Here is a 13,647-nt window from a genome sequence, read left to right as displayed (position 1 = left end):
CTCCGTACACAGGGTCCGTACACAGGGAGAAACAGAGAGATGCCCCTTCCACCGCCGGAGGGGATTGCGTCTGGCCTTCGCTTAGGCCCCGCGTCCCTGGTTCGCGTCGGCGCCCGGCAGGCGTACAGTAAAGCAACTGCCTTCTCCCTTCCGGGTGTCCACCTCTATGGTCCCTCCCATCTCCTCCACCGCCTTTTTCGTCACCGCCAGCCCCACCCCCGTTCCCTCGTACTCTCGACTCATTCCCTCGGAGGCCTGCCGGAACGGCTCGAACAATTCCTTTACCGTCTCCGGCTCCATCCCGATCCCGGTGTCTTCGACCTTCAGACGTGCCGTTTCGTCTTCGTGGGAGACCTGCACCGTGACACATCCGGCGGTCGTGTACTTGATCGCGTTGGAGAGAAGGTTGCGAAGCACGATCTGCACCCCGCCCTCGTCGGCCCAGGCCTGGACAGGGCGCTCTTCCGTTTCCACCTGTAGGGTGAGCCCCTTCTCTGCGGCCTCCGGGCGAAGCTCCTCGGCGGTGCAGTGGGCCTGGTCGGCCAGGTTCACCGGTCGTTGCTCCAGTTCCATCTGCCCGGCCTCCAGTTTTGAGAGGTTCAGCACTCCCTCAAGGGTCTCAAGCAGGCGCTTTCCGCCCCGTTCGATGAGGGGCGCGAAGCGGGAGGCCGCCGCCGTATCCTCCCCAATGGCCTCGGCGAAGCCAATAATCGAGGTCAAGGGGGTTCGGATTTCGTGGCTCATGTTTGCGAGGAACGACGACTTCATGCGGCTGGCCTCTTCGGCCTTCCGCTTCGTCTCGCGGAGGGCCTTCTCCCGGTCGAGTCGCTCGAGCACCAGCGCCGCGTAGGCGGAGAGCACCTCCAGGAGCCGACGATCGAAGGCATCGATGCCCCCCACCTCGGGACTGCCCACCGAGATGAGGCCATACTCTCCCACCGGGACGTATGCGGTTGCCCGGATGTCCCCGCGATCCATCTCGTCGACGACGGTCGAAAGGTCGTCGTAGACCCGCGTTTCCCCGGCGCGATAGGCCCGGGCGGCCGGCGTATCCCCGTCAAGGTCGTACGCCGGGCGCTCCGGCATGCGCTCGCGAACGGCCTGGGGAACCCGGCTCGGCTCCAGTTGGCCGTCCCGTACCCAGCGGATGGTCGTCGCGGGGTGGCCAAGCGTATCGCTGACGAGGGCGACCAGGTGATCCGCCACTTCGGCTCGGCGCTCCGCCCGGAGGAGCTCCCCCGTCGCCTCGTACAATGCTTCGATCATTTGTTCTCGCTCCCGCAGGGCCCGCTGCCGCCGCCGTTGGCCCGTAATGTCGTTGAGGTGAAAAACAACCTCCCCAATGCCGCCCTCCTCGTCGTACAGCGGCGCCCCGCTTACCGACAGAATTCGTCGGCTCCCGTCAGGCTGGCAGATTGTGTGCTCGATTCCTCGAACCGGCTCTCCGGTCGACATGATCTGGAAAAACGGCAGCTCCTCCTCCGGCACACGGCTGCCGTCGGGCGCCGTGATGTCCCACCCCGAATCGTTGTACGTGCGGCCGATGATTTTCTCCTTGCTGGCCCCCAGCACCTCTCGGATCTGCCCGTTCGCCTCGATGAAGGTGCCGTCGCGATCCACCCGCACGATGGCGTTGGGGCTGGTCTCGAGAACGCGCCCCAGCAGGTCCCGCTCCTCCTGCAGGGCCTGCGTCCGATCCAGGCGGTCGAGGATCACCGTGGCGTAGGTGCTAAGCACCTCAATCAGGTGCGTGTCGAACGTGCTGATGGCCTCAGGCTCCGGGGAGGCGACCGCAAAGGTGCCGTGCTCCCCCATCGGCGCAACGACCACCGACCGCAGGTCGCCGTAGTCATGACGCGGCTCCGCCTCTGCGGTCTCTAGGTCCCCGACCGCGAGGGTCTGACCGCTCCGATAGACCTCGGCCATGGCACTGTCCCCATCGACCGGGACGTCGGGGCGCGCCGGCATGAACGTCCGGGTGGCGTCCGCGACATGGCGTGCCTCCAGCATTCCGCCTCGGGCGAAGCGAACCGACACCCCCTGGTAGCCGAGCGTCTGGCCCACCAACCGGACGAGGGCCTCCCCCACCTCATCCGGGCTGGTGGCCCGGAGCAGCCGATCGGCCGCTGAGTAGAGGGCTCTGATCTTCGTCTGGCGCTCCTCCAGAGCCTTCCGCTGACGCTTTCGCTCAGTGATGTCCCGCGAAACGGCCATCCCCCCCACCACCTCCGCCCCATTCCGGACCGGCAGCACCTGAACGCGATAGTGGCGTCCCTGATAGCTCTCCTCCAGCGTGCTCTCTTCGCCCTCAAGGGCCCGGCGGTAGTGTTCGGCCTGCCGCTCGGCAATCTCGTCCGGGAAAAGGTCGTGGAGCGTGCATCCGATGAGGTCCCCCTTAGAAAGGCCGACGTCCGCCAGGCCCCGCCCTCCTGCAAGCTGGTAGGTGAGGTCTTCGTCGAACAGAAAAACACCCCCCTCAGGGAAGTTGTCGACGAGGGTCTGGTACCGGCGCTTTGACCGGCGCAGCGCCTTCTGCCGGCGCCTCCGCTCCGTGATGTCGGTGACGGCGCCATCGAAGTACTTCTCGGTACCATCTTCCTGCTCCGTCTGGCGCGTGCTGAGCAGCCCGATAAACGTCGACCCATCTTTTCGCCGGTACCGGACTTCTTCGCTGTCGAGCCGGCCCTCTCGGGCTTCCTTCTCGATGAGCTCTTCCCGTCGGTCCGGATCGGCATAGAACGTTCGGGGATCGGCCTCCCGGAACGCCTCCAGGTCTTCGTAGCCAAACATGTCGATGAGGGCTGGATTGGCGTACACGAGTCCGTCTTCTGTCGACCGGTAGATGCCATCCGAGACGTTCTCGGTGATTGACCGGAGCCGGCTTTCCTTCTCGCGCAGTGCCTCCTGGCTTTCCCGCAGCTCGCGGGTCCGGCGCCGCACGGCGGTCCGCAGCACAAACACCACCGCTCCCGCCACCAGAACGAGCGCCCCAACGCCCACCAGGACCCACTTTAGGTACGCCCAAGGGGCTTGGACGTGAGACAGGTCCTCTTTCGCTCGGGCATGGATCTGGTAGGACAGGTCGTACTGGCCAACAATTCCAACTGTCGTCGCCTCGTCGCCGACCTCAAAACGGTCCGGCTGGATGCGCTCGACGTGCTGATTGGCCACATAAATGGTGAGTTGCGCGTCAGTCCCTTGCCTCTCTCGTAGAACGAAGTACTCGCCCCCGCGGTTTGCACTGCGGGCGGTGACAACCCCCCGCACGCGCACGAGACGGCCTTCGTACGCCTCGGTGGCCGCGGAGGGCACGGTAAGAGGAGTCGGAGCCGGGACCCTCGGGGATGCCTCCAGGGTCTTCTGACGAAAGACTTCGATCTGGGCGAGGCCGTTGACGTGCCGAAGCACCCCCCAGACGCGAAGACTGTCGCCGCGCTCGATGCCTCTCTCTCCCGTCGCGACGAAATGGACTCCCCCCGTGGAGTCCTGGAGCGCCCCCATCCCCGCCTTCGGAAGCGGGAGGCTTCCGGGATTGGCAGTCACCCGCCCCGCGACGCTGACCGTGTCGCCCGTCCGGTCCGGCACAGCATCCGCATCCTCGTCGACCCGGACCTCAGCGATGGGTGCAAGTGCCACATCCTGCCTCGTGTCCTGCTGTCCCTGATCGAGAGACGGTCCCGAAGGGGCGCTCTGCGAGAAGGCCGCGTCTGGGGCGGCCCTCGCTGGCCCAAGAGCCATGAGGCCAGCCAGTACGCCCCCGAGGAGCAAAAGGGGGGACAAACGATGCATTCGCACAGGGGAACGTGGGGGCGAGCGGTGGGACGAGTAAGACGAGTAAAAGGTACCCTGAACTAGTGCAAAATGCACACCGATGTCCCCCAGCCCCCGGTTCCGGCCCTGCAAGGCGTCGTTTGGGGGCCGGCTCTGGGGCTCGCTTCCGTCTCAACACAGTTGCCCAGTGCCCCGCCCGGGTCCAGACGCCCGCTTCCGAGGATCTTTTTCGGGAGCGCCAGAAATTCCATCACGTCTTCTTGATTAATAGTTCACCGCACGTTTACTTTTTGAATGCTCCACTTTTCGGCGCCTGCACGAATGGTCTTCGTGCAATTCGCCGCACCGCTCCTCTCGCCCGGGACTCCAAGGTCCTTTCTCTTCGTTCGGCCCGGTCGGTCTTTGTATGGCACGTGCACCCTACCAGAACGGGCTTACCATCGCGACCCCTGTTTTGCCGGGGCACGACGCCGCGCTCGCGGCGGTCCTGGACGAAATCAACGAGGCCGTGCCGTCGCACGAGGACCTTCCATTCGATCAACTCGAGCGCGTGCACTTCCTCCGGTGGGTCGTGCTACCCGCCGCCACCGACGACCTCGGCCGCCAGACGGACTCCCAGCTCGTCCTGTCGACCAATTACGACGAGCCGCTGGCAGCCCACCTGACAGAGCTCGTGGACGTGGGCGGCCCGGCGCTCGACCGCATTTATCAGCACTGCACGGGCTATCCTGCGCCCGGCGAGCGCTCCGACGGCGACGTGATTTCCTACCTGCGCGCCCACGACGTCGGGTACGATACGCTGTACGTGGGCACCCGAGGGCGCACCGTCAAACAGATCCGCCGCGAGGCGGACCTGCGCACCGCCATTCAGCAGTTTCTGGACGAGAGGAGCCGAGAAGACCCGTCGCTCCGCGAGCAGTCCCCCGAGGCGGTGCGGGCGTCGATTCAAGACTTCGTGCGGTCGGATCCCGATCTTTCCCCGAAGGCCCTTCTGCGGTCGGACTCGAACTTTGCCTGGGCCCGGTCCGATCCGCCCGAGGCGCCCTCGCGCTGGCCCCAGCCGTGGGACAGCGCCCTCTTTGCGGCCTTGACGACCGCTCTTCTTCTTCTCGTCGCGCTGCCGTGGGCCTCCGGCTCGGGATGGGCGCTTCTCGGGGTCGAGGGGGCTCTCCTTCTGGGGGGCTTCGGGGCGTACGTGGCCTGGCTCCGTCGGCGCGAGCGTCGGGACGAGGAGTTTCCCCCGGTGACGGACTACGAGCACGTGCGGCGCCTCGCGGAGACGGAGGACCGGATCGTGCAGAATCAGATGAGCAGCGTCACTACGGTGAAGGCGGGTCGGCTCCGGTACGCCACGCTCTGCACTGTCCTCTGGGCCATCGACCTCTTCGGGCGGTACGTGTACACTGAGGGCCGGCTCGGGAGCATCTCGTCGATCCACTTCGCCCGCTGGGTCGCCATCGACGACGGGCGGCGGCTGGTCTTCTTCAGCAACTTCGACGGGAGCTGGGAGAACTACCTTGGCGACTTCATCGACAAGGCCGCCAGCGGCCTCACGGCCGTGTGGAGCAACACCGTCGGGTTCCCCAAGACCCGCTTCTTGGTGGGGGCCGGGGCGCGCGATGAGAAGCGGTTCAAGGCCTACGCCCGCAACAGCCAGGTGCTCACGCAGGTCTGGTACAGCGCCTACCGCGACCTGACGGTGCAAAACATCAACAACAACTCGGCGATCCGTGCCGGCCTCTTCGGCGACCAGACGCCGGCGGAGACCCGGGCCTGGCTCCGGCGTCTCTGAGCCCAGTTTCGGTCTCTGTTCCAAACCTCCTTCATCGCCATGGCCTCCCTCGAACTGACGGACATGCAGGGCTTCCTGGCTCGGGGCTACAAGGGGCTGCCCGAGGCGTCGTTTCTCCTCTTCCGTATCGAGGAGCCTGCGGCCGCCCAGGCGTGGTGCCGGTCTCTCGCCGCGGACGTGACGCCGGCCGACCCGAAGCCCTCAACGTCTGCTCTGCAGGTGGCCTTTACGGGGGACGGGCTGCGCGCACTCGGATTCGGGGACGACACCCTCCAGACCTTCGACCAGGCCTTCTGGGAGGGCATGGATGCCCCCTACCGGCAGCGCATCCTGGGGGACGATGGCGAGAGTGCCCCGGGAAACTGGCGCTGGGGGACGGAGGAAAGCCCCGCCCACGTCCTGGTCATGCTGTTTGCAGTCGACGCCGACACCCTGGACGCCCGCGTCGAGACGGTGCGCGACGGCCTGCAGGGCCTCGCGGAGACGGAGCGCCTCGACACCACCTCGTTCGAGCCGGCCCGGGAGCACTTTGGCTTTCGGGACGGCATCAGCCAGCCGATCGTCGACGGCCTGAGCCGCACAGGGGCGCCCGAGAATACAGTCCCCCCCGGCGAGTTCTTTCTCGGCTACCCGAACGCCTACGGCGAGCGTCCCGTGCGCCCGTCCGTGCCCCTCGCCCACGACCCCGAGGAGATCCTGCCCCGCACCGACACCGAGCACAGCGGCGTGCGCGGCGACTTGGGGCACAACGGCACCTACGTCGTCGCCCGCCAGCTCAGCCAGGACGTGCAGGGCTTCTGGACGTTCGTGACCGAGGCGAGCGAGGAGGTCTACGGCTCCGCCGAAGAACGGCACCGCCTGGCCGCCAAGATGGTAGGCCGCTGGCGCAACGGGGCGCCGCTGGCCCTCGCCCCCGACGACCCCGACGCCGAGCCGCGGGACGACTTTGGATACCACGAAGAGGACCCCGACGGCCTGCGGTGTCCATTCGCCTCGCACCTGCGCCGCTCCAACCCGCGCGACTCGCTGGAGGGCGGGCCCGAGGAGTCCACGACAGTCTCCAACCGGCACCGCCTCGTGCGCCGGGGGCGCCCGTACGGCCCGCCCCTCGCCGACGACTTCGACGTGGACGACATGCTGGCCGCGACCGACGACGCCGAGCGGGGCCTCCACTTTCTCTGCCTGTGCGGCGACATCGCCCGCCAGTTCGAATTCACGCAGCAGACCTGGATCGAGAACCAAAAATTCAGCGGCCTCTACGACGACCCCGATCCGCTCATGGGCAGCCCCGAAGACGAGAGCACGACCTTTACGATTCCCGACACGCCGGTGCGCCGCCGCGTGACGGACATGCAGCGGTTCGTGGAGGTGCGGGGCGGCGCCTACTTCTTTATGCCGAGCCTCACGGCCCTCCGCTTTCTGGGCCGCGCGGACCTGCCTGCATGATGTTCGCTTTTCGTTCCTTTTGCCCTGCGCCCATGCCCCTCGACCGGCTTGACTTCAAGACGGACGTCTTTCCCTTCATCATCGCCACGGCGGGGGAGTTCGCGGCCCTCTATTTCTGGCTCCACTTTCTGGACGCGGGGCAGTTCGTGCGGGCCAACGTGCTGCTGTGGGCCGGCTTCGCGGTGGAACGCATTTCGGTGTACCTGTGGATCCGGTACGTCTACCGGTCGCGGGGCGGCGGGCCCGTTCAGCGGTCGCTCCTCGTCACGGTCGCCGGCCTCTTGGTCATCACCCTCAGCGAGGTGCTGATCTGGATCTTCTGGCTCGCCCTGGCGGACGGAGAGATGGGAGCGATCGCGGCGGCGCCGGCGACGAACATGGCCGTGGCAGGCATCGTCCTCATGGTGCTCATGACGATTGAGCACAGCGTGGAGATGGGAGCACTGAAGCGAACGAATCCGCTCGCGTACGCCACGAGCCCGAGCACACTGCTGTTCACGTTCATGGAGGTGGCGGGGGCCGTGGGGTGGCTGGCCTTCGTCCGCGCCGACCGCCCCCTGCTCGGGGCCGCCTGCCTGCTCATCGGGCTGTCGATCGAGCACGTCCTCCAGGGCAGCGACCTCCGGCCCGGCGAAGAGACCGAGCATCCCGCGCCGGCCCCGGCGTAGGACCCGCCCAGCTCAAGGGGCCCGGTCTGCCGCCACCGCCGGCACGAGCGGATCCCCGTCTCTACGGAACAGCGACTGCTCGTACCGGACGGTCTCCAGCACCAGTCCTTCCGGCGGCATCGACGGCCCCGCCACGCGCCGGTCCCGGGCGGCCAGCACGTCCGGGAGGCTGTCCGCGGCGCGCTTCTCGTGCCCAATTTCGATGAGCGTACCGACGAGGGCGCGCACCATGCCGTGCAGAAACCGGGTGCCGACCACCTCGAACCGCCAGACGCCCCGCCGGCCCTCGTCGACCCACCGGGCATGGGTGAGCGTGCAAACGCGGTTCTCGGTCCCGGACTGGGTGAGACAAAACGAGCTAAAATTGCGCTGTCCGAGCAGGTCGGGCGTGGCGGCCCGGATGCGGTCGAAATCGGGCACGGGGCGCACCTCAGTGCGGGTGCGTCGCTCCAGCGCGCAGGGCTGGGTGTGCAGGTGATAATGGTAGCGGCGCCGGCAGGCGTCGTAGCGGGCGTGAAAGTCGTCCGACGCCCGCTCCACCCGACGCACCGCCACGGACTCTGGGGTGAGGCCGTTCAGCGAGCCCCGCAGCCGAAACGGATCGCGGGCCTCCGGGAGGTCGACGTGGGCCACCTGCTGGCGCGCGTGCACCCCGGCGTCGGTGCGGCCCGAGCCGGTCACCCGGCACGCCGTCCCGACCACCGTCTCTACGGCCTCTTCCAGCGCCCCCTGCACCGTGCGCACATCGGGTTGGATCTGCCACCCGTGGAAGTCGGTTCCGTCGTACTCGATGAGCAATCGATACCGGGGCATCGTTGGGCAAGGATGGATGGGACGCGTGCGGAGGAGCGTGTACGCCGTCAGCCCGTGTGTGGTCTCTCGCAACGCCCCACGTCCTCGCCCACAGCCCTTTTCTCCTTCCCGACTTTTGATCGCCCCCCATGCGCGTCTACCTGACTGGCTTTATGGCGAGTGGCAAGTCGACCGTCGGCCCCGAGGCCGCGGCGCGGCTCGGCCAGCCGTTCCTCGACCTCGACCGCCTGATCACCGCTCACGACGGTCGATCCATCCCCGCCATTTTTGCGGAGGACGGAGAAGAGTACTTCCGCGGGCTCGAGCGTGACCTGCTCCGCCGAACGGCCGAGACCGACGATCTCGTCGTGGCGCTCGGAGGCGGGGCCCTCGTGGACGAGACCAACCGCGCCTTCGCGAAAGAGCACGGCCTCGTCCTGTATCTGGAGGCCCCGGTCGACACGCTGCTGGACCGCGTGGCGGATGACGACACCCGGCGCCCCCTCCTGGAGGACGACACGGGCACCCGGCTGCCACGGACCGAGCAGCGCGCCCGCATCGAGGGGCTGCTGGAGACCCGACGCCCCGCCTACGGGGCGGCCCACCACACCCTCGCCGCCGACCGTCCGGTCGAGGCAGTGGTCGCCGGGGTCGTGGAGGTGGTGTCGGAGCAGGCCAGGTCGGAGCAGGTTAGGTCGGAATAAGGCCGGGCCCCTCCAGTGCCGAGCCCCGCGGAAACCTCGCCCGGGGTCCTTGTTTGAACACAGTTGCTGTCCCTCGCGCTTTGGACTTCTGTTGTCTCCTTTTATGAATGCTCCCGCCGGCGCGGACGTTGCCGACGTGGCGGCCGACGGCGCCATCCGATCGCTCAACCCGTCGATCCGGACCATCTGGACGATCAAGATGGCCGCCTTTTCGGTGTTGCTGTTCCTTCCTGCCCTGTTCTACGACCTCACCCACCTGTTCTCGTCCGACGCCTGGCTTCCCTTCGGCGCGCTGTCGGGAACGGTGCTCGTGGGCGGCGTGCTGTACTGCGTGGCCTGGCCGCGCCTGCGCTACCGGGCCTGGGGGTTCGCGCTGCGGCCCGAGGAGCTCTACATGGAGCACGGGGTGCTGCAGCACGTCCGCACAATTGTGCCGCTGCGCCGCATCCAGCACGTCGATGTGTCTCAGGACCTGGTCGAGCGCGAATTTGCACTCGGGCGCCTCGTGGTGCACACCGCCGGGTCTCGCAGCAGCGACGTCGTGATTCCCGGCCTCCCCCTATCGGAGGCCGAGGCCATTCGGGACAAGATCAAGCGCTTCATCCTCGAAGACCCGCTCACTGAAGAGCCGGTGTAATGCCGCCCTCCCCCACGGAGTCTAATTCTGATGGGCGCCCGGACGCGTCCCCGGCGCCGGACCGCCCCGCCGGCGAGGAGAAGGAAGAGGAGCCGGCCCCGACCGGAGCAGGCGAGGCCGCGACCGCCACGACGCTCGGGGCCGTCCGGGAGCCGCAGCGCCTGCACCCGCTCACGCTCCTTCTGCGCGTGGGCGCCAGCCTGCCCGCCCTGGTGATCATCCTGCTCCCGCTTCTCCGCAATCCCGGCTCCACGGAAAACGTCACCTCCCTCGTGCTCGGGGTGTTGTACGGCGTGTTCGCCCTGCCGGCCATCCTGCTTCAGTACTGGCGGTTCAGCTACCGCATCACGCCGAAGCAGATCGTCATCCAGAGCGGCGTGCTGAACCGAAAGAACCGGAGCATCCCCATCGAGCGCGTTCAGAACATCCAGATCGAGCGCAACCTCGTCGCCCGGCTGTTCGGGATCGCGAAGGTGAAGCTCGAGACCGCCGGCAGCACGAGCACCGAGGGCAGCCTGGAGTACGTGCATCAGGACGAGGCCCAGAAGATCCGCCAGGTCGTCCGGTCGTTCCAGCGGGGCTCGCAGGAGGCCGAGGCGGCAGCAAGCGCGGACGCGGAGGACGCCGCCGACACGGAAACCCTGCTCGACATGTCGCTGCGTCGCGTGCTGTTGTCGGGGGCCTTTCGGTTCTCGCTGCTCTACCTCGCCGTCATTTTCACGGTGCTCGAGCTGTTCAACCCGGAGGCGCTGGTCGAACGGGTGCTGCGGGCCCAGGGCCGCGTGGGATGGGTGTCCGAGGTGATCTTCAGCCATCCGGCCCTGGCCATCCTCACGACGGTGGTGGCCGCCGTGTTTTTGGGCTGGGTCAGCGGCATCGGGGTTCACGTCGCGCGCTACTACGACTTCCGCCTGTGGCTCGACGGCGACAAGCTGCGCAAGCGCCATGGGCTCTTTACGGTGACGGAGGGCACGGTGCCCCTTGACAAGGTGCAGGCGCTCATCCTCCGCACCAATCCCTTCATGCGCGCCTTCGGGTGGTACGAGCTAAAGGTGCAAACGGTGGGACTGGACGTGGAGGAGCAGGGACACCGCGTCATCGCCCCCTTCGCCGGCGCGGGGCGCATTCTTGAGCTGGCCCGCCAGGTGCGCTCCGTAGAGCTGCCCGAGTCGTTCGCACACGTGTCGCGCCTGACCATTCGCCGCCGGTTCATTCGCTACACGGCGGTGTGGGCCGCCCTCCTCTTGCCCACCGTCTACTTCTGGCCGGCCGACTGGCTGCACCTGGGCGGCGTCGTCCTGCCCTGGTGGGGCTTCGGGCTCGTGCCCTTCATCCTGGGATGGGCCGTCCTCCAGTACCAGAATCACGGGTATGCCGCCGGCGAGGACGGCTTCTACATCCGCCGGGGCGTGCTGTCGCACTACCTGTGGATCCTTCCGGTCGAGAAGTTTCACGTCTTCCACACCACCGCATCGATCTTTCAACGCCGCCTCGGCCTCAAGACACTCTTCGTGGACACCGCCGGGGCGGCCACGTTCGCCTATCCCGAGGTGATCGACGTGCCCGCCGCGGAGGCCGACGCCCAATTCGGCGCGCTCTACCGGCGCTTCCGGCAGCTGTACCGGACCCGGGTGGAGGCCGCCACCGGCGCCCCCGACACGCGGCTCGCCCCCGACGAACGCCCCCATCTTCCGGTCGACGAGCCCCCTTCCTGAGCCATTCTCACGGCTTTTTCCCTGTCGCTCGAGGGCCCTCGACCCAACCGCCAACAGCTTCTGACGAATGCCCAGCCCCCAGTTTTCCGGACGTGGAGCCCCCAAAGCGCACCCTCGCTTGTCGTCCCACCTCTCGGGAGGACGTGCGGGCAGCGTTTAGCCTGGGCCGCCTCCGACCGGATGGAACGGCGTCTACATTCGTCAGACAGGCCATGGGCCCCATGTGAAAATCCTTCATCTCGTTTCGTTGCCCATCACGCCCTCTCCCCAACGCTGCCTCCCTTCACCAACCGTTTACTTCCGTGGATTCTCGACGCACGAGCGGCCTTCTGCTTCCCGTGAGCGCCCTTCCCAGCCGGTACGGCATCGGCGATCTGGGTCCGGCCGCCTTCCAGTTTGCCGACCTTCTCACCCGTACCAACCAGCGGCTGTGGCAGGTGCTGCCGGTGGGGCCCATCGGGCCCGGCGCCTCGCCCTACTCCAGCCCATCCACATTTGCCGGCAACCCGCTCCTCATCAGTCCGGAGCCCCTCGTGGAGGACGGGCTGCTCACGGAAGACGACCTGGCGCCCCTCACGGCCCTGCCCGACGACCACGTCGACTACGCGCGCCTGGTCCCCCGCAAGCGCACAGTGCTCCGCACCGCCTTCGAGCGCTTTCGAGCCGACGCCTCGACCGCCGATGCCGCACGCATCCGGCGGTTCCAGGAGACCCAATCCGCCTGGCTGGATGACTACGCCCTTTATGCGGCCTTGAAGGACGCCCATGAGGGGGCGACGTGGACGGAGTGGGAGCCGGCCCTCGCGCGCCGGGACCCGGACGCCCTCCAGCGCGCCCGCGACGAGCACGAGACGGCGATCGATCGACACGTCTACTGGCAGTACCTCTTCCACCGGCAGTGGACGGCCCTACAGGCCTACTGCCGAGCCCGCGACATCCGCCTGTTCGGCGACCTGCCCATCTACGTGGCCCGCGACAGTGCCGACGTGTGGGCCCACCAGGACCTGTTTCACCTCGACGAGGACGGCGACCCCACTGTGGTGGCCGGCGTGCCGCCCGACTACTTCAGCCCCGAGGGCCAGCGGTGGGGCAATCCGATCTACCGGTGGGACCGAATGGCGGAGCGCGACTTCAAGTGGTGGACCGAACGGCTGCGGCGGGCCTTCGCCCTCTTCGACCTCGTCCGGCTCGACCACTTCCGGGGCTTCGACGAGTACTGGGCCATTCCCGCCCAACACGACACCGCCATCGACGGCTCGTGGGAGAAAGGGCCCGGCGCCGCGTTCTTCCGCGCCATGGAGAACGAGTTCGGCGACCTGCCCGTCGTGGCCGAGGACCTCGGCATCATTACCGACTCGGTGGGGGCGCTGCGAGACACGTTTGAGTTTTCGGGGATGGCCGTCCTCCAGTTCGCCTTCGGCGGCGGCCCGGACAACGACTTCCTGCCCCACCATCACCGCCGCAACCTGGTCGCCTACACCGGCACTCACGACAACAATACCCTCGTGGGCTGGTGGCGAGAGGACCTCTCCAAGAAGGAGCGGGAGTTTGTCCGTTCGTACCTCAACCTGCCCGACACAAACCCCGACGACAGCGTCCATCGGCAGGCGCTTCGGGCGGTCATGGCGTCGGTTGCCGACCGCGTGGTGACGCCCCTGCAGGACGTAATTGGCCTGGGCAGCGAGGGCCGCATCAATACGCCTGGCACGGAGGGCGACAACTGGACGTGGCGCCTCAGGCCCGGCCACGTCTCAGACGAGGACGAGGCCCTTTTGGCGGAGCTCACGCACCTGTACGGGCGGGCGTCGAACTACGAGTAACCGTCCCGCCGCTTTCCGCGAGGCGAGCGCCCCCTCGTAAGAAATCGAACGCGGAGGTCCGTTCGTCGCACGAGGCCGGGGGTCCGTCGCACCCCCCGGACCGGTCGGGGCAGGGGGGAGTCGAAGTCCCCGCGCCAGGGAGAGATTCCCCCTGACGCGACGTCGACAATCGCCCCAATCGTGCCCACGACCAATACGCCCCACAGCACCATGCAGACGATCAAGGCCCCCCGCACCAACAGTCCACTCAAGAAGGACGCGTCCAACTTCGACGACTACATACTGGCCCTCGCCCTGGCCGC

9 protein-coding genes are annotated in these 13,647 nt (G+C 67.5%); 7 read left to right on the top strand and 2 right to left on the bottom strand.

Annotated elements, in window-relative coordinates; all coding sequences use genetic code 11:
- Nucleotides 1-81: 81 nt before the first annotated feature.
- Nucleotides 82-3,636 (bottom strand): PAS domain-containing sensor histidine kinase, encoded by a 3,555-nt coding sequence (locus V5A20_RS10110; RefSeq protein ID WP_332327256.1) that lies wholly within the window; start codon nt 3,634-3,636, stop codon nt 82-84.
- Nucleotides 3,637-4,177: 541 nt separating this feature from the next.
- Between V5A20_RS10110 and V5A20_RS10105 the strand changes: the two genes are divergently transcribed.
- The 3 genes from V5A20_RS10105 to V5A20_RS10095 are packed head-to-tail and all read left to right on the top strand — an operon-like array spanning nt 4,178 to nt 7,677.
- Nucleotides 4,178-5,563 carry a hypothetical protein gene (locus tag V5A20_RS10105; protein ID WP_332316235.1) on the top strand — a complete coding sequence of 462 codons (1,386 nt, stop codon included), beginning with the start codon at nt 4,178-4,180 and terminating at the stop codon, nt 5,561-5,563.
- 39 nt (nt 5,564-5,602) lie between these two features.
- A complete protein-coding gene (locus V5A20_RS10100; RefSeq protein WP_332316234.1) occupies nt 5,603-7,009 on the top strand; it encodes a Dyp-type peroxidase in 1,407 nt (468 codons plus the stop codon).
- Nucleotides 7,010-7,041: 32 nt separating this feature from the next.
- Nucleotides 7,042-7,677, top strand: coding sequence for a hypothetical protein (locus tag V5A20_RS10095; RefSeq protein ID WP_332316233.1), 636 nt, complete (start codon nt 7,042-7,044; stop codon nt 7,675-7,677).
- Between the two features lie 12 nt (nt 7,678-7,689).
- Here the strand turns inward: V5A20_RS10095 and truA are convergent, their stop codons facing one another.
- A complete protein-coding gene (gene truA, locus V5A20_RS10090; protein ID WP_332327255.1) occupies nt 7,690-8,490 on the bottom strand; it encodes a tRNA pseudouridine(38-40) synthase TruA in 801 nt (266 codons plus the stop codon).
- 128 nt (nt 8,491-8,618) lie between these two features.
- Here truA and V5A20_RS10085 point away from each other — a divergent pair, with 128 nt between their 5' ends.
- The 4 genes from V5A20_RS10085 (at nt 8,619) to malQ (ending at nt 13,345) form a co-directional block, all read left to right on the top strand.
- On the top strand, nt 8,619-9,173 hold the full coding sequence (locus V5A20_RS10085) for a shikimate kinase (protein ID WP_332327254.1): 555 nt from the start codon (nt 8,619-8,621) through the stop codon (nt 9,171-9,173).
- A gap of 103 nt (nt 9,174-9,276) precedes the next feature.
- Nucleotides 9,277-9,810, top strand: coding sequence for a PH domain-containing protein (locus tag V5A20_RS10080; RefSeq protein ID WP_332316230.1), 534 nt, complete (start codon nt 9,277-9,279; stop codon nt 9,808-9,810).
- Nucleotides 9,810-11,525 (top strand): PH domain-containing protein, encoded by a 1,716-nt coding sequence (locus V5A20_RS10075; protein WP_332316229.1) that lies wholly within the window; start codon nt 9,810-9,812, stop codon nt 11,523-11,525. The genes V5A20_RS10080 and V5A20_RS10075 overlap by 1 nt, the downstream gene beginning before the upstream one ends.
- Before the next feature lie 236 nt (nt 11,526-11,761).
- Nucleotides 11,762-13,345, top strand: coding sequence for a 4-alpha-glucanotransferase (malQ, locus tag V5A20_RS10070; RefSeq protein WP_332327257.1), 1,584 nt, complete (start codon nt 11,762-11,764; stop codon nt 13,343-13,345).
- Nucleotides 13,346-13,647: the final 302 nt, after the last annotated feature.

It is taken from the genome of Salinibacter sp. (assembly GCF_036626415.1).
Classification (GTDB): Bacteria; Bacteroidota; Rhodothermia; order Rhodothermales; family Salinibacteraceae; genus Salinibacter.
This window is presented reverse-complemented; position numbering and strand designations above follow the sequence as displayed.